The sequence below is a fragment of the Thermodesulforhabdaceae bacterium genome (assembly GCA_037482015.1).
In the GTDB taxonomy this organism is placed as follows: Bacteria; Desulfobacterota; Syntrophobacteria; order Syntrophobacterales; family Thermodesulforhabdaceae; genus JAOACS01.
On the sequence record JBBFKT010000001.1, the window covers coordinates 115,695 to 136,951 of the forward strand.

14 protein-coding genes are annotated in these 21,257 nt (G+C 43.1%); all 14 read left to right on the plus strand.

Annotated features, from left to right (window positions below):
• Positions 1-37 precede the first annotated feature (37 nt).
• The 14 genes from WHS38_00505 to WHS38_00570 all read left to right on the plus strand — a co-directional run bounded on the left by WHS38_00505 (position 38) and on the right by WHS38_00570 (position 21,156).
• Positions 38-1,360, plus strand: coding sequence for an amidohydrolase (locus WHS38_00505; GenBank protein MEJ5299453.1), 1,323 nt, complete (start codon positions 38-40; stop codon positions 1,358-1,360).
• Entirely contained in the window at positions 1,353-2,702 is a 1,350-nt protein-coding gene (locus WHS38_00510) for an amidohydrolase (GenBank protein ID MEJ5299454.1), read from the plus strand. The genes WHS38_00505 and WHS38_00510 overlap by 8 nt, the downstream gene beginning before the upstream one ends.
• A 61-nt stretch (positions 2,703-2,763) precedes the next feature.
• Positions 2,764-3,795 (plus strand): glycosyltransferase family 9 protein, encoded by a 1,032-nt coding sequence (locus WHS38_00515; protein MEJ5299455.1) that lies wholly within the window; start codon positions 2,764-2,766, stop codon positions 3,793-3,795.
• 309 nt (positions 3,796-4,104) lie between these two features.
• Entirely contained in the window at positions 4,105-4,563 is a 459-nt protein-coding gene (locus WHS38_00520; GenBank protein MEJ5299456.1) for an Hsp20/alpha crystallin family protein, read from the plus strand.
• A 31-nt stretch (positions 4,564-4,594) separates the two neighbouring features.
• Positions 4,595-4,987 carry an Hsp20/alpha crystallin family protein gene (locus WHS38_00525; protein ID MEJ5299457.1) on the plus strand — a complete coding sequence of 131 codons (393 nt, stop codon included), beginning with the start codon at positions 4,595-4,597 and terminating at the stop codon, positions 4,985-4,987.
• A 160-nt stretch (positions 4,988-5,147) separates the two neighbouring features.
• Complete coding sequence (locus WHS38_00530) at positions 5,148-5,798, plus strand: FtsX-like permease family protein (protein ID MEJ5299458.1); 651 nt, start codon at positions 5,148-5,150, stop codon at positions 5,796-5,798.
• 4 nt (positions 5,799-5,802) lie between these two features.
• Complete coding sequence (locus WHS38_00535) at positions 5,803-6,507, plus strand: ABC transporter ATP-binding protein (protein ID MEJ5299459.1); 705 nt, start codon at positions 5,803-5,805, stop codon at positions 6,505-6,507.
• Between the two features lie 202 nt (positions 6,508-6,709).
• Positions 6,710-11,566: an FtsX-like permease family protein gene (locus WHS38_00540; protein MEJ5299460.1), complete on the plus strand. Its 4,857-nt coding sequence runs from the start codon at positions 6,710-6,712 to the stop codon at positions 11,564-11,566.
• Between the two features lie 358 nt (positions 11,567-11,924).
• Complete coding sequence (locus tag WHS38_00545; GenBank protein ID MEJ5299461.1) at positions 11,925-13,748, plus strand: IS1634 family transposase; 1,824 nt, start codon at positions 11,925-11,927, stop codon at positions 13,746-13,748.
• Positions 13,749-14,172: 424 nt separating this feature from the next.
• Positions 14,173-15,330 (plus strand): iron-containing alcohol dehydrogenase, encoded by a 1,158-nt coding sequence (locus WHS38_00550; GenBank protein MEJ5299462.1) that lies wholly within the window; start codon positions 14,173-14,175, stop codon positions 15,328-15,330.
• Positions 15,324-16,517, plus strand: coding sequence for an ATP-binding protein (locus WHS38_00555; protein MEJ5299463.1), 1,194 nt, complete (start codon positions 15,324-15,326; stop codon positions 16,515-16,517). Before WHS38_00550 ends, WHS38_00555 begins: the two co-directional genes overlap by 7 nt.
• Before the next feature lie 4 nt (positions 16,518-16,521).
• Entirely contained in the window at positions 16,522-17,874 is a 1,353-nt protein-coding gene (locus WHS38_00560; protein ID MEJ5299464.1) for a sigma-54 dependent transcriptional regulator, read from the plus strand.
• Positions 17,875-18,155: 281 nt separating this feature from the next.
• Entirely contained in the window at positions 18,156-19,322 is a 1,167-nt protein-coding gene (locus WHS38_00565; protein MEJ5299465.1) for an iron-containing alcohol dehydrogenase, read from the plus strand.
• Positions 19,323-19,419: 97 nt separating this feature from the next.
• Positions 19,420-21,156, plus strand: a complete 1,737-nt coding sequence (locus WHS38_00570) for an aldehyde ferredoxin oxidoreductase C-terminal domain-containing protein (protein MEJ5299466.1) — start codon at positions 19,420-19,422, stop codon at positions 21,154-21,156.
• The last annotated feature ends 101 nt before the right edge of the window (positions 21,157-21,257 follow it).

Genomic DNA, 21,257 nt, shown 5'->3' on the forward strand with positions numbered 1-21,257 from the left:
CTGGTTTAAGAACTTCCTTTTAACAAGGAATAACCCTATGTCGAGAACAGTTATCGCAAAAGGAACGGTTATCACCATGAACGACCGGGATGAAGTGTTTGATCCCGGAATGGTTGTCATCGAAGAAGAAAAAATCGTCGAAGTCGGGTTGTGGGATAAAAATAAAAAGGAGTTGATTAGTTCAAAATATGCCGGTTCTCATTTTGTTGATGCGAGCGGTTGTGTTGTGCTTCCAGGGCTTGTTAACGCTCACACTCACGCCGCAATGACCATTTTTCGAGGCCTTGCCGATGACATCCCTTTGAGAGAGTGGCTCGAAGAACACATATTCCCGGCAGAAAAAAAACTTACGGAAGAGTGGGTCTTTTGGGGAACTCTTCTTGCCTGTGCAGAAATGATCGCTTCCGGAACCACAACCTTCTGTGACATGTATCTTTTTGAGCATAAGGTGGCGGAGGCTGTGGATAAAGCAGGGTTGCGAGCGGTGGTAGGAGAAGTGCTTTACGACTTCCCATCGCCTCACTACGGCGAATTGGAAAATGGATTTGCTTTTACGAAAAGATTCATTGAGGACTGGATGGGGCATGAGCGCATCAGGGTTTCGGTAGATCCTCATGCTGTATATACCTGTTCGCCAGAACTTCTTCTTAGGAGCTTTGCTATTGCAGAGCATTACAATGTTCCATTTGTGATCCATCTTTCTGAAACTGAAGATGAAGTTCAGGAAAGTATGAGACGTTACGGAAGGACTCCCGTAGCTCACCTTGCCAGCCTGGGAATTCTTTCTCCACGTGTAGTTGCCGATCACTGTGTGTGGCTATCTGAAGAAGATCGATCGCTTATAGCAGAAAAAGATGTGAAGATTGTCCATAATCCCGAAAGCAACCTTAAGCTTGCTTCCGGTATTGCTCCGATTGCTGATCTCCTTGGTCGTGGAGTAGTTGTATCTCTTGGAACGGATGGATGCGCCAGTAACAACGATCTTGATATGTTTTCGGAAATGGATACCTGCGCCAAAATTCATAAGGGTGTTCTGAAAGATCCGACAGTGCTCTCGGCTAAGGAAGTCCTTCGTATGGCAACAGTTTATGGAGCAAAGGCTCTAGGGCTGAGTGATAAAATAGGGCGCTTTGAACCTGGAATGATTGCTGATATTATCGTAATCGACTTTAACAAACCTCACCTCACACCCTGCTACGATCCCGTAAGCCACATTGTTTATTCAGCTCGAGGAAGTGACGTAAGAGACGTTATGGTTCACGGAAGATGGCTTATGAGAAATCGAGAGCTTACAACAATAGACATGGATGAAATCAGAATTCGCACTAAAGAAATTGCTGGGAGAGTGAAAGGTGCCTGAGTTGGTCGATTTAATTCTTGCGGATGCAGATTATTTAGTGACCTGTGATGAAGCTAATTCTGTGATAAAAAAAGGAGCTCTGGCTATCCTCAACGGGAGTATTTTTGATCTGGGTCCATCGGATGAAATTAAAAAGTGCTATCTGGCTCGTGAAGTTTTTTCCCTGGAGGGACACATCCTCATGCCAGGGCTCACAAATGCTCATGTCCATGCCCCTATGAGCCTTTTCCGGGGTCTGGCTGATGATTTACCTTTGAATGTATGGCTTTCTGAAGTGATATTTCCAGCTGAAGCGAAGTGGATCACAAAGGAAACGGTTTATCTGGGGAGCCTTCTTTCTTTTTGCGAGATGCTTCTTTCGGGAACGACCTGTTTTTGTGACGGCTATTTTTTTGAAGAAGAAGTCGCCAGAGCCGCAAGGGATATTGGTATTCGAGGTGTGGTAGGGCAGGGCATATTAGACTTTCCAACGCCTGATGTGCCGGATTCTCGAGAGATGTTTAAGCGCGCCGAAGGGTTTTTGGATACTTTGGCAGGATTTGATCTTGTAAAACCATCTCTTTTTTGCCATTCGCCCTATACCTGTTCTGATGATACGATACTTAGAACAAAAGAATTGTGTAGAGCCGGTAACGTAATTTTTCAGATTCACCTTGCCGAAACAGAATGGGAACGGGAAGTGATTTTAGATCGCACTGGTAAAACTCCTGTTAGGTTTCTGCATGATCTCGGTGTGCTGGACAAAAAAAGTCTCTGCATTCATGGAGTATGGCTTGACGAAGAAGACGTGAAGATACTTCGAGACTGTAGAACAGGGCTTGTGCATTGTGCTGAAAGCAATCTTAAGCTTGGTTCTGGTATTGCTGATCTTCCTTTGTGGATTGCAAATGGACTTGAAGTGGGGCTTGGAACCGACGGTCCCGCAAGCAACAACAATCTGGATATTTTTGGCGAGATGAGACTGGTTTCCAAGCTTCATAAGGGCATTAAAAAAGATCCTGAGGTATGTTCCCCGGAGGAAGTGCTTAGATTGGGAACTTTGGGTGGCGCAAAAGTTATAGGGCTGGCAGAGGAAGTGGGAAGTCTTGAGAAAGGAAAAAAAGCTGACTGTGTTGCTATTTCGCTGGGCGATCCACACACTTTGCCCCATCTTTTTTTCCGCTTTGAACCAGCCGAAGGATTTCTTCCCGCTTACATCGTTTATTTTGCAAAAGCTTCCGATGTAAAGCACGTATGGGTTAATGGTATGTTAGTGGTAAAGGATAGAAAGATCGTAACTATAGACGAGACAGAACTTCTCAGGGAAGTGCGAAGAATTGCTAGAAAGATTAAGGAAACGTAGAGAACTGGGTAAATTAGACTCGCCTGAAACGTCACAAAAGATTATCAAGTAAAACCTGCTGGTGAAGACGAACACATTACGCAAATTTGAAAAAATCACCGTCTTTCATCAGGGAGCTCTGGGTGATTTTATACTTGCCTGCTCGGTTTTTGAATCTCTGTCCGGATTAGCAGAGTCCGGGCGTCTTTTTTTCTGGACACGCCGCCAACATGCAGAACTGATTGAATCTGAACCTTTTTTTGGGGGTTTTTTCCCTCACGACGATCCTTCTATTTTGGCTTTTTTCGATGATGCCTTGTGGATGAAAGCTTCAATCCCCAAGCCCTGTTATGGTGCGGATCTGGTGATCTTTTTTGGAAAGCAGAGCATAAGAATTGTTGCGGATCGGCTAAATAAAAGAATTGGCGAAACTGGTGGTATTTGCCTGTGGGTTCCTTCTTTTCCAGAAGGAGACGAAACCAACATTCCGGTGCCCCTGTTTGTGGCAGAAAATCTAAATAAGAAGCTTTCTTGCCCGCTCTCGATAAGGCCTTTCAAAATTAATCCGCCCGAAAAAGCACTTGCGCAGGCTCGGGATATGCTGGGAAATATCCAGAATCCCATTTGCATTCATCCCGGAAGTGGTGGAATCCGAAAAATCTGGCCCCTTGCTCGATGGATGGGACTTGTTGAATGGTTGAAAACAACTTTTCCTGCTGAATCCATCGTTGTTATTACCGGCCCTGCTGATAATGCGGTAGAACCCTTTGTAAAGTGGGCTGAAGAACGGCACGGTGTGTTGAGACTCCAAAATGTATCTCTTTTAATTCTTTCTGCTGCACTATCTATGGGACGGCTTTATATTGGAAACGATTCGGGCATCAGTCATCTTGCTACAGCCTGTGGTGTGCCTGCTCTGGTTATTTTTGGTCCCACAAATCCCGCCGTATGGGCTCCCTGGGGAGAAAATGCCATTGTTTTAAAACGTCAATGGAAAGAAGAAGATATTCTGGCGTTCCCAGCCAAAATCTCAGCCGATTTTTATGATGATAATTTCCCTGACCAGGAAATAAGAAACAAGATTTGTGAAATAGTTTCCCGAAAGACTTCCTAGAACCTGTTTATTTTGACTGATCGAGCAGCGAGGGTCTTCTAAAAAACTCCGTAATAAATTGTAGGGGCACGGCATGCCGTGCCCCTACAGTTATGTGGTGCATCTCATATATTGAGGTCGTTTTTAGCTACCTGAGTCTGGGAAGGTCTTCCAGGCTGAGATTCGTCCCTGCCTTTTCTATGTTTCGCCATCCTGTAAGGGAAGTTTTAGAATACCCTCTAGAACAGTTGACTGTAGTAAAGGCATGTTTATTTTATTTGTGGATTTGAAAATATCCAGTAAAATCAAGCACAAAGGAGGTGTTGTATTATGGCAAGAGTGCGCTGGCTGGACACTCCGGACGTTTTCCGTCCTTTCGAAGAACTTCGTCAGCTTCGAAGAGAAATGGACAGATTATTTGAAAGTATTATGGGCCGAAGAAGCTGGCCTGTAACTGGTAAGGTTTTCCCGCTGGTTAATATTACAGAAGACAAAGATGCTTATTACATCAGGGCAGAACTTCCAGGGGTAAAGCCAGAAGATATTGAAATCTCCATTGAAGCTGATAGTGTGACGATAGGCGGAGAAAGAAAGCCCGAAGACATTGGGAAAGAGGTATCGTATCACAGGAAAGAAAGGGAATTTGGGAAATTCAGGCGAGTGATCACACTGAAAGGTGGTTTTAATGCGGATGCTGCTGAAGCTGTCTTCAAGAATGGCATACTAACCATTAAGCTTCCCAAGGTGGAGGAAGCCAAACCTCGTCAGATCCAGGTAAAGAGTGAGTAAATAAAACATCCTGGATAAGGAGGTGAACAACATGAGCGAAATTAAAGCCAGAGAAAAACAGGAAGTACAGAGAGCGGCGGAAAGCACTCGAAATGTGCCGGTCTACATACCGGATGTTGATATCTATGAGACAAGCGATGCCCTTGTTGTGGTTGCTGACATACCGGGGGTGTCTCCAGAAAATGTGGATATAGACTTGCGAGATGATACTCTCGCTATAAGGGCAACAGTGGATCTCTACGGGGAAAATGAGCGACCTGTTCTTATGGAATACGAAGTGGGCGACTATTATAGACAATTTGCCCTTGGGAGAATCATTGACCAGTCTAAGATCGAAGCTTCTATGAAGGATGGAGTGTTAACTCTCGTTCTGCCCAAAATAGAAAAGGCAAAACCAAGGAAGATTACGGTTAAGACCGGTTAGTGTTAAAAATAGGGGCACTTTGTAATGTGCTCCTACTTTGAAGGCGTGGTGAAAAATGCCACGCCTTTATTTTTTCAGGACGTCTTAAAAACCGTTGAAACAGCTTTTTATATGACTTATTTTTGCAATGGTTTTGCAAATTCTGATGGAGCGCCCTGTTATGAAGAAGTCTCCTGAAAAATCTATTCACTTTCCCATTTCTCAAACCATTAAAATGGCTGTATTATCCCTTAAAATTCGATGGCAGAGATCTCTCCTTCTTGCAATTTCTCTTGTGCTGGCAATATCTTTTTTTGCTTACACTGTTGAAACCATCATGATTTGTAAAGTTGTAGTAAAAACCGGTGAAGATGCTTCTTTGAAATATAAGTCTATTCGTAAACTTTGTCCGTCTGGAACTAAGACCCCGTCTAGAGATTTATGGCTTATTGCCATGTCGCTTCTTATTTGCCTTGCGGGGATCACAAATGCTCAACTTATGGCGGTGACGGAGAGGTTTAGAGAGATCGGCACTTTAAAATGTCTAGGAGCTCTGGATCGATTTATAGTGAATCTACTGGTTGTGGAGACCTGTATTTATGGGCTTTTTGGTGGCATTATAGGGGGGCTGCTAGGGATGATCACAGCGGTCATTAGCTTTTTATTAAAAGCAGGAGGCATTGGTCTCTCTGGTATCTCCTTGAATATTGTTAGTGCTCCAATTGGGCTTAGTGTCTTAGTTTCTATAGGGCTTTCTATGTTGGGGGCGATTTATCCTGCAATTATTGCCGCACGTATGACCCCTTCTGTGGCATTAAGATACGAGGAATAATAAAATGCCAGGCGAATCTAGAACTGTAGTGAGACTCATTGGGGTCAGAAAAGTCTTTCGGTTGGGAAAGCATGAAGTGGAAGCTCTTCGGGGCATTAACCTTGAAATTAAGGAAGGTGAATACATTTCTATCATGGGCCCTTCTGGTTCCGGCAAAACCACTCTCTTTAATATCATAGGGGCTCTGGACAAGCCTACTGAAGGACAGGTTTTTATTGATGATGTGGACGTGTCACAGCTAGATGCTTACGAACTGGCTTGGCTTCGATGTCGAAAGGTAGGCTACATATTCCAGACCTTCAACCTGATTCAGGTTATGACAGCTATAGACAATGTAACTCTTCCCATGATTTTTGCCGGTATGTCTCGTGATGAATACATGGAACGAGGTATGAAGCTGCTTGAGCTTGTGGGGCTTAAGGAACGAGCCTGGCACAGGCCTCCTGAACTCTCAGGTGGGCAACAACAGAGAGTTGCCATAGCAAGAGCTCTGGCGAATGATCCCTCTATTATTCTTGCCGACGAACCAACAGGAAACCTCGATCTTAAAACAGGCGAAGAAATTATTGACCTTCTTAAGCAACTCTCTGTTGAACGAAAAGTTACAGTTATCTCGGCAACCCACGATCTTAAAATGGTAGCTGTGTCGGACAAAGTTGTTATGATTCGAGACGGGCGAATAGAACATATTGAAGACAAAAGGAATTAGGGATTACACATGTTTTGCTATCTTTACTGAAAATATCTGCAAAAATCCTTTAAGGACGCACGGCTGGAAACCCTTTTGAAAAATTTCCGGGAGAATTCATGGTAAAGAGCATAAGCATCTTCTAAAAATAACCTTGCATGGTTGTCCATATGTTAAGGGATTTTCAGAAACCTTTGGAAAATTTTGCAAGGAAGGCAAAAAAGTGATTTTGAGAATTTTACTTTTTCTCTTTGTCCTTCTGCTGGAGAGTTCCACTCTTTACGCTGTCAGCGTTAAAACCAGCGAAGATATTCGGTTTTTTTCTTCTTTGAAGGATCGCTCTGCTGGTTCTCCTGAATCTCTAGAAGTAGCGGATTATATAGCCAAAGAGTTTAAGGAAGCGGGTCTTAAAGATGTCGATTTCTTAGATTTTGATCATCCTGTGCCTCGCATTAAAGAAGCCTTTATGGAAGTTTTTTCTTATCGTATTCCACTGCGACTTCTTCAGCCGAATCTTGTTGTGTTTTCTGTAACCTCTTCTGATGGTACTGGGGGCGATCTGGTTTACGCTGGAAAGGGGGAATGGTGGGAAATTAATGGAAAAGATATCAAGGGAGCTATAGTCCTTTGCGAGATGGACTCATCGCCGGATTTTTGGCTCCACGCTGCCGCTCTGGGAGCTAAGGCTCTGATTTATCTTGGGAGCGAAGGTGACTATTCTAAGGTTTATTTAGAAAAACTTACAAAAACCCCTATATCTTTTCCAAGATTCTGGGTTTCTCCTGATGATGCTGCATGGCTCAGAACGCTTCTTGGTAGCGGACAAAAACTTCATGCTCGCCTTTCATCATCTGCCCAATGGGAGCGTGCAATACTTCGAAATGTCTATGGAGTTGTTCCTGGAACGGATAAAAAATTGTCAAAAGAGCTTGTCGTTATCGAAGCCCCCTATGATGCTTCAGGGCTAGTTTTGGGAGAATCTCCGGCCATGGACGAAGCCACTTCAATCATGGTTTTTCTTAATCTGGCTAGGTCTCTGGCTCATAATCCCCCGAAGCGGTCGGTTATGTTCATTGCTACGGCCGGGAAGAATGAAGCTTTGGCAGGGGCAAGAGTTGTTGCCTGGGAGATGTCGGCATCGAAAAAGGAAAGAAAAAAGGAGCTTGGTCAGCTTAGTAAGTCCCTGGATACGGTAAAAGCTCAGCTTGAAGCTATAAACCTTTTTCTAGCTTCCCGGGAATTAAACGATGAAATCGATCGTCTAATACACCCTCTGGTGATATCCAAGTCTAAAGATCTTATAGACGATCTGGTCAATATTAGAAAGAATCTTGATGAAGTAGATGAGGAGAGTAGTAGAGGATTTTGCAAGTCGCCCGGGGATGAAAAATGTTCTAAGGAGGGCATGGAAAAAAAGCTTCTTGCGCTTAGGACTCTTTCTGCTAGACCATCTCTCAAAGGGCTCCAGGAAAGTGAGTCTCGCCTTGTTAGAAGGCTTATAAAGGACATCAGGACTGACCTTCGCAACGCAAGATCTGAGCTTTCTCTCAGGTTATTAACCCGCAAGTCGGGGGAAAAATTCAGGAAATTGATCGATTCTTATGATGTTGTGCTTTCTTTGAGTCTGAATCTTTCCAGTTTTGATCCTTTTCTGGAATTCAAGCAGCAAGGTGCTCTTTTTCCTTTGAAAGACGAAGTTGCGAAAAGAAATCGTATTTCGTCTCTGGTGAATTTCGTCAGCACTGTAAGTTCTAGTATTTCTTCCGAAAAGCGAATTCCAAATTTGATGACTTCCGCCAGAAAAGAGCCTGGAGGTTCATCTTTTTCTTTCAAGATCCTAAACGTTGCCCAGCAGCCCCTGTCATCAGATGTTCTATCCATTGCAGGTTTTCCTGCGGCAGCAATTACTTCTCGATATGGAGTGTCGCCATTTTGGGGCACACCGTCAGATAGCCTTGAAAGATGGAATGCCGTGAATTTTTTTCTTATTAGCGACTTTCTCGAGCATTTAATGCCCCGCATAATAAATGAAGATGTTTTGAAAGGATTGGTCAAGCCGGGCGTAAAAGGGTTGGCGATTCTTGATGGTTCAACAATGTTCGTTAGGAGAGGAGAACTCTTTCCTGATAGACCGGCTTCAGGAACATTAGTAAGTATTATACAGGGTGATACGGTCTTTAGAGCAATGTCCTACCATGACGGGAGCTTTTCTATCCCCGGTGTGGCTAATAAGAAGGTTTCCCACTATAAGTTGATCATTGAACCCTATGGTTTATCTGGAGATAGTGGAACCATCACCTGGGCAGCCAATAAGCGTATATTGAAAAAGGATAGTTACCGTCTTCAAATTCCCGCCAAAAGAGGCTTTACCACTCTTGTTATGTTCCCCTGCGTTCAGACTGATATTGTCGACGTTTTTAAGCCCCAAAAACTTTCTCACATCACAAAAGTAACTCTTATAGATGCTGTAACTGAAACTATGCCTTCCAGTTTCTGGTATAGTCGCATGGATGGACGAGATACCTTCGCTTTGTCGGTATTTCTTGAACAAAATCGAAGATTTAAGTTGCTTCTTGCCGATTCCATTGTTGGAAGAGATGTGCTTTTTATAAATGCGGATTCTAAAAAACCTGAAGGTAGAGGGTTTGTTGCTGGGCAGAGCATTATTGATCCACTCCAATCTGCTTTGGATATGAAGGAATTGGTGGGAACTCGTCTTTCTTACCTTAGAGATCATGGAGTCATCGACCAGCCCCTTGAAGAACTTTACCACCAGGGTGGTGAACTCACGGAAAGTACTAAGAGTGAGCTGGATGTTCGAAGGTATGATCGATTTTGGGAATTCCTTGTAAGAGGATGGGCTCAATTAAGTGCGGCTTACAATGCGATTGACAGAACTCAGCGAGACATCCTGGCGGGGGTGATGTTTTTCATTGTGCTTGCCGTGCCGTTTGCCTACTGCCTGGAGCGGTTCCTGTTTTGCTTCGTTTCGGTTTATCATCAGATTGCGGGATTTTTAGGAATATTGTTTATAACAGTAGCTATTATTGGATGGCTTAATCCCGCCTTTGCTCTGACTTATAGCCCCGTTATGGTTGTGGTTGCCTTCCTTATCATGAGCCTTTCAGTTGTTGTTATCTGGATCATTTTTACAAGATTTGAGCAAGAAATTGCCATTGTAAGGAGGGCTTTAGCTGGGTATGGTAAAACTGGGCCGGTTTCAAGTGCCTCGATCGGGCATATTCAATGGGGACAAGCTATAGCGATTGCTTTCGGTATTGGCACATCGAACCTTCACAGAAGACCTCTTCGCACGGTTCTTACTTGTCTTACTATCGTTTTACTTACCTTTACTGTTATGTCCTTTACCAGCGTAAAAAGCTTTGAAAAACCGACTCATATTGAGACTGGGCGGAAGGCTAACTATACGGGGATCACAATTCATCATCCTTTCTGGTTTTCTTTTAATGATGAAGCCTGGAGAACGATTCGAACGATTTTCTCCGAAGGGGCAATTTTTATGCCTCGAGCCTGGGTGGATCCTAAAAACACAGCGGGTATGGTTATTAGAGCTAATCCTTTCGGTAAAAATGCGGAGATTGAAGGGCTTCTCGGATTAAGCCATCATGTGCCATCATCCCTTGCTGATGTGGTTGTTGAAGGAAGATGGCTGGCTCCAGCAGCCACTAATGAAATACTTATTCCTTCATCTCTGGCGAAATCTCTTGGGATTTCTCTCAGGGATGTGTCGGTTTCTGATGTGACCATTAGAGGTATTACCTTTGTTGTGGTGGGTATATTTAACGAGGAGAGACTTGAAAAGTGGCATGATCTGAATGGACTCCCTGTGCTTCCACGCTTTCTTGAACAGGGTGCGGAGGAATTGAGAGAAGTTGAAGTGGAAGCGCTTGAAACCGGATTGGAACTTCTTCCCGTTATTTCACGCTTTCAGGCTACATCTCCTTCAAGGACTGTTATAATACCATACGAAACCTGTATAAAGCTGGGGGGAGAGTTAAAAGCTATAAGTGTTGAAATGCCGGGTGGAGATCCCGTCAAAGTTGCCGAAAGTCTTCCTTTTTCTGGAGCTTTTTCCATTTTTGCTGGCGTGGAAGGTAAGGAAGCACTGGAAATTACTTCTGCGGCTGTTTTGCGCTATCAAGGACTTACCGATGTTTTTGTTCCCATAATTACGGTTATCGCTATATGTTTTAATACTCTTATTGGACATGTGCAGGAAAGAAGACGAGAAATTGCTGTTTATACCAGCGTTGGGTTGGCTCCCCGTCATGTTGGTATGCTTTTTATTGTCGAGGCTCTTTCTCTAGCCGTGCTTTCTTCCATCACGGGATATATCGTTGCTCAACTTGTGGCAAAATACGGAAGAGGATTGCCTCTATTTGCCGATCTGTCTTTCAATTACTCGTCTCTTGCAAGCATTGCGAGTATAGGGCTGATCTTTGTAGCCATTTTTCTGGCGTCTCTTTATCCGGTAAGGATGGCAACAAGGATGGCAATGCCTGATGTGGAAAAAAGCTGGACTCTTCCTGAACCACAGGGTGATGTGCTTTCAATAGATCTTCCTTTTCTATTTCCTGCAAAGGATCAGGACGGAATCATAAGATTTTTAGGAAATTTTATGGAGGAACATCAGGAAGCGGATGCAGGCGTTTTTATGTCTGACTCGGTCGATCTTACCTGGGCGGATGAGAAGGAGCTTTTTTATGGTGTTGATGACAAGTTTATGCCCGTTGGGCGATGTTTAATGATTCAAACTTCGGTGTGGCTTGCTCCTTTCGATTTTGGGATTCAACAGCGGGTGCGTATTTATTGCTGTCCAGCGAGTTTAGGAAACTACGGAGGAAATCTATCTCCAGAAGAAGCGAAAATGTTGGATGAGTTAGAATCCAGTTATGTGCAAGTTCATATTAGGATGGAGCGAATCGCCGGTGAAGCTACTAGCTGGTATAGAGCTAATAGTAATTTTGTGAAATCTTTGCGGAAAGCGATCCTGAGCTGGCATGCTTTAACTGAAGATGAAAAATCAGTTTACTGTTATCGTTCTCAACCACCCTCGTAACTCAAATTTGTAACTTTTAAGGGCGGAAATAGCGACCCCTTCAGGCAGATTGACTTATTGAAATTGGTTAATGAGGGTGTTCTAAAAAACTCCGTAATAGAATTGTAGGGGCGACGCATGCGTCGCCCCTAAAGTTATGTGGTGAATCATATATCGAGGTCGTTTTTAGCTACCTGAGTCTGGGAAGATATCCCAAGCTGAGTTTCATTCCTGCCTTTTCTATGTTTCGCCACCCCATAAGGGAAGTTTTAGAACACCCTCAATTGGTTAATTGCCAAGGTGAAGATGTTAATGTAATGAGAAAAGCTGATTTTTTGTTTCTAACAAAACCACTGCGTTGGAGTATTGTAAATTTTCTATGTTTATCAGAAAAGCTAGAAAAACAGATCAGGCTACAGGGACTAAATGCGTCTGTTACCAATTGGTTGAGTCCTACAGGACTCCCAATGGGCCCAAGCAAAGGATCTTACTCGATTTAGGACGGCTCGATCTAGACAAACAGCAATTAAAAATCCTGGCAAAACGTATTGATGAGATTCTCAAAGGGGAGAGGCGTCTATTTGGAGTTTCCCAAAAAATTGAGAGTCTGGCTCGTCATTTTGCTTCAATGCTTCGAAAACAGCGACTTCATTCAGGAAATGTGGAATCTTCCGAGCCCGAAGGTTCCTGGGAGAATGTGAATCTTGACATGATAGCCGTTCAGAATGTTCGCACTGTGGGGGCAGAAGTGGTTGGGGCGTGGGCTTTCGATACTCTGGGAATGGCCAAAATTCTTCAGGATGCGGGACTGGGAGAAAGAGATATTGCCCTGGTTAAATTGTTAATCCTTGGTAAGCTCATCCATCCAGGAAGTGAAATAGAAATTTATGAATGGTTTTCTATGTCCCAAATTGCTTTAGAAGAAATAATTGGGATAGATGCTAGGGATGTTTCCCTTACCAGTCTTTACCGCGCCTGTGATAGTCTCATTGACCATAAAGAGTTCATTGAAGAAGCTTTAACTCAAAAAGAGCGCACACTTTTTGGACTTGGAGAAAATCTCATTTTGTTCGACCTTACCAATACATATTTTGAAGGAACCCCTGTATCTTCGAAGGCAAAACATGGAGCATCGAAAGAAAAGCGCACAGATAGTCCTCTGGTAACACTGGCTCTTATTATAGATGAAGACGGTTTTGCTAAATGGAGCAAGGTTTTTGCGGGAAATATTTCTGAGCCTGCCACACTAAAGACCGTCCTGGGCGAAATGCTTCATCACTTTAACCAGAAGATGTCCATCATGGGCAAAAGGGTCATGGTGGTCTTTGATGCCGGTGTAGCTACGGAAGTTCATCTAAATATGGTGCGGGAGATGGGCCTTGACTATGTTTGTATTGATAGGCGCAGAATAAAAGATATTCCACAGGGGGATGAGCAATTAGTTCATGAATGTCCTTCGGGGATTGTGAGAACTATTCGAGATGAGAGTTCAGGGGAAGTCTTTTTATACTGCACAAGCGGTAGAGGACAGGACGAGGAAGAAGCCATAAAAAATAAGTTACAGAAGGACTTTGAACAGGCTCTTCAAAGGATAGCTGAAGGTCTAAAAAAGAAAGGGGGTATTAAAAGGTACGAAAAAATTCTCGAACGTATTGGACGCCTTAAGGAAAAATACGGTCCTATAGCTTACTTCTACGAAATCAATGTTACGGAGAAAAATGGTATTGCTCAGGATATCTCCTGGAGCATCAAAAACGAGCTATCTTTTGATGTTAAATTTGCAGGCTTCTATAGGTTGCGTTCTTCCCGAATGGATCTTTCGGACAAAGAACTCTGGGATCTTTACAACATGCTTACTAATGTAGAAGATTCCTTTCAAAGCCTTAAAGATGAGTTTGCCTTCGAATCGGTTTATTACCAGGTCTATCAAGAAATTGAAGGTCATGTATTTTTGACAGTTCTAGCTTATCATCTGTTATGGGTCATTCAAAAGACATTACACGAAAAAGGTATTCGCCATAATTGGAAGACACTTCGAGAAAGTCTGAGCGGCCAATTCATAATTACGACCACAATGGTCAATGACAAAGGGCAGGTCATTAACATTCGACACACCTCTGAACCAGAGCCAATGCATGTGACCATCTATCAGGCTCTTGGTCTTTCGCTGAAACCACTAAAAACTGTGCGAAAAATCGAATGAGCTAAAACCCGTAGTGTAGAATGAAAATAACTTATCAAGTAATTGAAGTAACTTACACAAAATAATGACAAGCCTGGGCTATCATGATGGATGTTTCCTTGACCCACGATCTATTTGAAGGGGGAACACCCGACGACTATATTCCTTCAGACCTTATAGAGCCTGTAGTGCAGATTTTAAGACGGGTTTATGAGATAACGTCCTCTCCTAAATGACAGACTAAGCCGTAACAATGTTGATTACTTCCGAGGGAAACGTTCCTTTTTTGACAAAATCCACCCTTTTTGCACATCTTGCTCACCGCTTTAAGTTCAAGTAAAAGAATAGTCCGATTATTGGTGGTCGCATGGGACCATAAAAGCATTCCTTTAAGTTATAAAGAAGAAGGAATTGCTCCAGAATTTTGTTTTTAGAGATGAATTCCATGAAAGCAATAACGAAATTTGCTATTCCTGAAATTATATTTGGCAGGGGCAGTATGGAATATACTGCTCTTTGCGCCAAAAGGCTCGGAGCCGAGAGAGCCTTTGTGGTTAGCGATAGTGGTCTGGAGAAAGTTGGTTGGGTTGATAAGCTTTTGTCCATTTTAGACAAGTGTCAACTTGAGTGGGTTTATTTTGGGGATGTTGTATCAAACCCAAGGGACTACCAGATTCAAAAGGGGGCTGAATTCTATCTTGAAAATCGAGCAGATGTGGTAATAGCTCTCGGTGGTGGTAGCGCTCTTGATGCCGCAAAAGGTATTGCCCTTGTTGCAAGTAACGGTGGTTCTATTCACGACTATGAAGGAGCCAATAAAATACACAGACCTCTTCCTCCTATGGTCTTTCTTCCTACAACGGCTGGAAGCGGATCAGACATTTCTCAGTTTGCCATCATTACAGATACGAAAAGACATGTTAAGATGTCTATCATAAGTCGAACTCTTATCCCTAACATCTCTATTATTGATCCTCTTTTTTTACAAACAAAGCCCAAAGAGCTTGTCCTTTCATCAGCTGTGGATGCTTTATCTCACGCCATAGAATCTTATGTATCAACGATAGCTTCTCCTTTCACAGAAGTGCAGTCTCTTAAAGCAATAGAGTTAATATGGAAGTATTTGCCAAAAGTAAGTGAACAGCAGAGTTATCCTCTTGATCTGGATATACTGGAAAAATTAAGTATTGCCAGCACCGCCGCTGCTATGGCTTTTAGCAATGCCAGCCTTGGAGCCGCTCACGCCATTGCTCATGCTCTTGGAGGCATGTTTGACGTGAAGCACGGTATAGTTCATTCGGCTCTTCTTCCGGCGGTTGTGTTGTTCAACATGAACTCCTGTCTTGCCAAGATGGAAAAGATTGGCTCTGTATTTTTGGGCAAAAGAATGAAAAACGCAAAAAACACGGCTTTGTCTGGCATAGAAAAGATGAAGGAATTTTTTGAGTCTGTGGGACTTCCTGTTAGGTTAAGAGATCTATTACCTTCCGCTGATAATTTGGAAAATATATGCAAAATGGCAAGGCATGATGCTTGCGTAATTACTAATCCTAAACCGGTGTCGTGGAAAGACTTACTAAGAATATGTGAGGAAGCATGGTAAAAAAGCTGCCAAAAATTGAAGACTTAGTAGGCATTGAATACTCTAAACTCGGCTTTTTCAGGGAGGCTCAGGAAAGAATCCATCAACTTAGAACATTTGCAGAAGAGCTGGAAAGAAGACAGCGACAGATTGAAGCCATATTAGAAGCTATAACTGATCTGATGGCAGTGCTGGATCTAAACGGCAAAATAGTTTCTGTGAATCATGTTTATTACAAAATTTTTGGTAATGAGTCTCCTGTAGGTAAATATTGTTACCAGGTCTTTAGAAATTCGGAAAGCCCCTGTCCCAATTGTCCTGCTAATAAAGCAAGGGAGACAAATCAGGTTTTTCGGCAGGAAGACGTCGTTATACTGAATGGAAAACGGCGTTACTTTGAAATAACGGCTTCTCCGTTACGTTCGTCAAGTGGCTTTCCCTGCCATATATTACTAATAAAAAGGGATGTAACCACCGAAAGAGAATACAGTCGAAAATGCTACGAAGCGGAAAAAATGGCAACCATAGGGCTTCTTGCATCAGGAGTTGCTCACGAGATAAACAATCCCCTTGCGGCAATATACGGTTTCTCGCAAGGATTGAAGAGGCGGCTGGCGAGTTACAAAAACTTGATGCCTGAACCTCTTAGCAAAGATATTGAAAGTGTGATGGACATTATTATCGAAGAATGCGGTAGATGTCAGGAAATAATAAAGAGTCTTTTGACTTATAGTAGAGAATCTCCTGCTGATTTTGCGGAAGTAAATTTAAACACACTTATAAAGGAATCCGTCTCCCTACTAAAGCATCGCATAAGTTATAAACAGCGTATTGTTTTTGAGCTTTCAGAAGAAATCAGGCCAATTAGAGGAAATCCTCAACAACTCAAGCAGGTCATTTTGAATCTGGTCTTAAATGCTATTGATGCAACATCTGATGAAGGAGGCATTATAAAAATAAAGACATCTTCTGACCAAGATACTATTGAAATGGAAATTTCTGACAACGGCTGTGGAATACCAGAAGAATACATAGACAAGATATTTGATCCTTTTTTTACTACAAAGCCAGTTGGCAAAGGGACAGGAATGGGGCTTACCGTTTGTTATAATATCCTTCAAAATCATGGAGCTCATATTAGAGTGAAAAGTCAAAAGGGAATAGGGTCCGTGTTTACGGTAGTCTTTAAAAGCAGTAACAGTGGTTAGGATCATGGATAAGATCAGAGTTTTATTAGTAGATGATGAACCATCAATAAGAAAACTTGCGGAGAAAGAACTTAGTGGCGAAAACAAAATTATAACCACTTCGGGTAGTGCGGATGAGGCTGTAAAACTCATGAGTCAACGTAATTTCGATGTGGTTATTCTGGATATGAGATTACCCGATGGTGATGGGCTAGACCTGTTACTTAAAATTAAAGAGGATAGTCCGAACACAGAAGTAATCATACTTACTGGACATGGCACCATTGATAGTGCCGTAAAAGCCATGAAGATGGGAGCCTACGATTACGTTACCAAACCTTTTTCACTGGAATATCTGGAACTTCTTATAGAAAGAGCCTACGAAAGGGTCTGTCTGAAGAAAGATCACAAGATTTTTACCCACTCTATTGGCGCTCAGATAGTTCCAAGACTTGTGGGAACTTCACCAAAGATAAGAGAAATAACTAAAATGATAGAAAAAGTGGCACCTAGAAAAACGCCTGTTCTTATAACCGGCGAATCTGGTAGCGGTAAAGATGTTGTGGCTCACATGATACATGCTTTGAGTGACCGTTCAGACAAACCCATGATTGTAAAAAACTGTGGGGGACTCCAGAAGGAACTGTTAAAAAGCGAATTATTTGGACATGTGAAAGGCGCTTTTACGGGAGCCTATGATGCTCGAGAAGGTCTCATTAGCGTCGCCGATGGCGGCACCCTGTTTTTGGATGAAGTAGGGGAATTACCCTTTGATGTACAGGGAAGCCTTCTTCGCTTTCTGGAGACTCAACGGTATAGGCGTTTAGGTGACACTCGCGAGAGACAGGCTGATGTAAGGCTTATCTTTGCTACTCATAGAAATCTTGAGAAGAAAGTAGAAGAAGGTAGTTTTTCAGAGGCTCTTTACCACAGAATAAATGTTTTTAGAATCCATGTGCCCCCTTTACGAGAAAGAGCCAGCGATATTCCCCTTTTAACTGAACATTTTTTGGGTAAGCTCTCTGACAACGCAGGTATAAAATATAAGATTTCAGAAGAAGCTATGCAGTGCCTTATGTCCTACGATTGGCCCGGCAACGTTCGGGAGCTTAGAAATGTGATAGAAAGAGCCTCAATACTGGCTGAAGGAAATCTTATCACGCCGAAGGTTCTCCCTAAAGAGATTCAAGAAAGGAGCGCTTTATTAAGCACGTTTGTTGAAGGGCTAAAGTTGAAGGATTTGGAGATAGGTTTTATCCTTACCGTCGTCCAAAAGTATAATGGAAATAAAAGCAAAGCCGCTAAAGAGCTGGGAATAACCAGAAAGACCCTTTACAGAAAATTAAAGGCATATAAACAGGGATCCACCAATTCTTAGAAAAATGCTCATTCCCAGGTGAGTAACTTCTATACAGAAAGACTACAAGGTCTGTATCTTTTTTACCCATTTCCCAACATAGTTTAGTCGTTGGAATGTTCCCAAAAAACACTCTTCCTGTATAGAAAAGCCCCACTTAATTCCAACAATAAAATACCCCTTCTGGATAAGATCAGCAATTTCAATGTCTTACCGCATTGGAATGATTCTTGACTTTAACCCTAAATACGTAGGACAGTTTTCGTAAGTTTAACGTTTCAAAACTTTTAGGAGGAATAGCAATGGCATTTAGGGAGCAGGTGTATGGGTTTTACATTCCTACAGTAACTCTCATGGGCATTGGAGCCCACAAGGAAATTGGGCGGCAGATCAAGGTTCTTGGAGGCAAGAAGCCTTTTCTCTGCACGGACAAGGGCATTACCAAAGCGGGCATTACTGAGCAGATAGTAAAATTGATAAAGGAAGACACAGGTCTTGACGTGGTAGTCTTTGATGAGACAGTTCCCAATCCCACCGATAAAAATGTCCATGATGGTTTGAAAGTTTTCAAGGACAACGGTTGTGATTTAATCATATCTCTTGGTGGTGGCAGCTCTCATGATTGTGCCAAAGGCATTGGTATTGTAGCTACTAATGGGGGCAATATTAGAGATTACGAAGGCATAGACAAGTCATCCAAGCCGATGCCACCTTTTATTGCGATCAATACCACTGCAGGAACTGCAAGCGAGATGACCCGTTTTTGCATCATTACCAATACAGACACCAAAGTGAAAATGGCAATAGTTGATTGGCGTGTTACTCCGAATGTAGCTATAAACGATCCTCTCCTGATGATGGGCATGCCTCCAAGTCTTACAGCCGCCACAGGTATGGATGCTTTGACTCACGCCGTTGAAGCTTACGTTTCCACAATTGCTACCCCTGTAACAGATGCTTGCGCTCTTAAAGCTATTGAGTTGATTTCAAAATACCTTAGACCAGCGGTTGCAAATGGATCGGACATTGAAGCCAGAGACATGATGGCTTATGCAGAGTATCTCGCTGGTATGGCTTTTAACAATGCGAGTTTAGGGCATGTCCACGCCATGGCCCACCAACTTGGAGGATTCTATGATCTCCCACACGGAGTCTGCAATGCTATCCTCCTACCCCATGTGGAAAGATTCAACCTTCTTGCTAAACTGGATCGTTTCGTTGATATAGCCATTGCCATGGGAGAAAACGTGGAAGGGCTTTCGGTGAGAGATGCTGCTGAAAAGGCTATAGAAGCCATAGTGAAACTATCGAGAGACGTAGGAATTCCTTCTGGTTTGAGAGAACTCGGTGTCAAAGAAGAAGATATTCCAATAATGGCTCAAAACGCTCAGAAAGATGCCTGTGGTTTAACTAATCCCAGATGTCCCACTTTGGAAGATGTCATTATGATCTACAAGAACGCTCTATAGCTTTCTGCTTTTTATCCATCTGTTATTAAAGTCGCCGGGCGTTAAATCTCGCCCGGCGGTTCCTTATTAAAAAACAAGCAGTATGGAGGAAAGATTCATGGATAAGATTTTAAGAATAGACATGGGCGCTGATGGCGGTCCAAAAGTAATAGAGGAGCCTTTGGGTGATTATGCGGGACTGGGAGGAAGGGGGCTGACATCGGCTATAGTTTCTAAAGAAGTTCCCCCTCGCTGCCATCCTCTTAGTGGAGAAAACAAGTTAGTGATAGCTCCCGGTCTTCTTAGTGGAACAGCAGGAGCAATGACAGGAAGAATCTCTGTGGGGTGTAAGAGTCCTCTTACAGGCACAATAAAAGAAGCAAATGCAGGCGGCCAACCTTCGCAGGTTCTTGCTCGACTGGGTTACGCCGCTATCGTTCTAGAAGGAAAGCCTAAAGGCGATGATCTTTACAAAATAGTGATAAACAAAGATGGAGTAAAAGTTCTTCCGGCTAATGACCTGAAAGGCTTAGGAAATTACGAAACAGTAAAGCGGGCAGTTCAGGAATTTGGCGATAAAATAGCTTGTATATCTATAGGACAGGCGGGGGAATACAAGCTTGCTGCAGCATCTGTAGCTTGCACCGATCCAGAACTTAGACCGACCAGGCATGCCGGGCGAGGAGGCGTTGGGGCTGTAATGGGTTCAAAGAGGGTTAAGTTGATCGTTCTTGATGATAGTGGCGCTAAAATGAGACCTCCTAAAGATCCTGATAAGTTCAAGGATGCAAACAAGCGCTTTGTGGAAGGACTCAGGCGCCATCCTGTCACAGGACAGGGACTTCCAGCGTATGGAACTAATATTCTTACGAACATAATAAATGAAGCAGGTGCTTATCCTACCTACAATTTCAAAGATGGCCGCTTTGCTGGTGCTTCCAGGATAAGCGGGGAAACCTTTGCGGAACTTGAAAAGTCAAGAGGTGGTAATCCTACCCACGGATGCCACAGAGGATGTGTTATAAGATGTTCGGGTATCTTTGTGGATAAAGATGGTCATTTTATTTCGAAGCAACCGGAATATGAAACAGTGTGGGCTCATGGTGGCAACTGTGGCATTGATGATCCTGATGCAATAGCCCAAATTGACTTTCTTGACGATGATATAGGATTGGACACCATAGAAATGGGTGCTACCATTGGCGTGGCGATGGAAGCGGGGCTTATCAAATTTGGTGACGCTCAGGGTGCTATAGAACTACTAAAGGAAGTAGCTAAGGGTTCTTACCTGGGTAGGATTTTAGGAAGTGGATGTGCCGTTACCGGAAAGGTCTTTGGGGTTGAGAGAATCCCTGTAGTGAAGGGACAGGCTCTTCCGGCTTATGATCCGAGAGCAGTGAAAGGTGTAGGCGTTACTTACGCTACAAGCCCAATGGGAGCAGATCACACGGCAGGTTATGCCGTTGCGACAAATATTCTTAAGGTTGGTGGATATGTGGATCCCTTGAGCCCGGAAGGACAGGTAGAACTTTCTCGAAATCTCCAGATTGCAACGGCTGCTATTGATTCGACCGGTATGTGCCTATTTATTGCTTTTGCTATTATGGACCAGCCCGATACATTCCAGGCCTTTCTGGAGATGATAAATGCTTTTTACGGCATCAATATGACACTTGAAGATTTTGTAGAGTTGGGAAAAAGAATTTTGTCAATGGAAAGGGACTTTAATATCCGTGCTGGTTTTTGCCCCGGAGATGACAGATTGCCAGAGTTTTTCAAGAAAGAACCCCTTTCACCCCACAATGTAGTTTTCGATGTTCCTGATGAGGAACTGGACAAGGTTTTTAACTGGTAAGTGAATTCCGTTTCGGGTGAGGTTCAAATTGGAACCTCACCTAGAATATCACAAAGGATGGTTTTTTTTTGCTTTTTCCTTAAAAAACTGTGTAGCTTAAC

Coding starts and splice junctions, on each gene's coding strand:
- WHS38_00505 (MEJ5299453.1), top strand. CDS start 38: ATGTCGAGAACAGTTATCGCAAAAGGAACGGTTATCACCATGAACGAC.
- WHS38_00520 (MEJ5299456.1), top strand. CDS start 4,105: ATGGCAAGAGTGCGCTGGCTGGACACTCCGGACGTTTTCCGTCCTTTC.
- WHS38_00525 (MEJ5299457.1), top strand. CDS start 4,595: ATGAGCGAAATTAAAGCCAGAGAAAAACAGGAAGTACAGAGAGCGGCG.
- WHS38_00530 (MEJ5299458.1), top strand. CDS start 5,148: ATGAAGAAGTCTCCTGAAAAATCTATTCACTTTCCCATTTCTCAAACC.
- WHS38_00535 (MEJ5299459.1), top strand. CDS start 5,803: ATGCCAGGCGAATCTAGAACTGTAGTGAGACTCATTGGGGTCAGAAAA.
- WHS38_00545 (MEJ5299461.1), top strand. CDS start 11,925: ATGTTTATCAGAAAAGCTAGAAAAACAGATCAGGCTACAGGGACTAAA.
- WHS38_00550 (MEJ5299462.1), top strand. CDS start 14,173: ATGAAAGCAATAACGAAATTTGCTATTCCTGAAATTATATTTGGCAGG.
- WHS38_00555 (MEJ5299463.1), top strand. CDS start 15,324: ATGGTAAAAAAGCTGCCAAAAATTGAAGACTTAGTAGGCATTGAATAC.
- WHS38_00560 (MEJ5299464.1), top strand. CDS start 16,522: ATGGATAAGATCAGAGTTTTATTAGTAGATGATGAACCATCAATAAGA.
- WHS38_00565 (MEJ5299465.1), top strand. CDS start 18,156: ATGGCATTTAGGGAGCAGGTGTATGGGTTTTACATTCCTACAGTAACT.
- WHS38_00570 (MEJ5299466.1), top strand. CDS start 19,420: ATGGATAAGATTTTAAGAATAGACATGGGCGCTGATGGCGGTCCAAAA.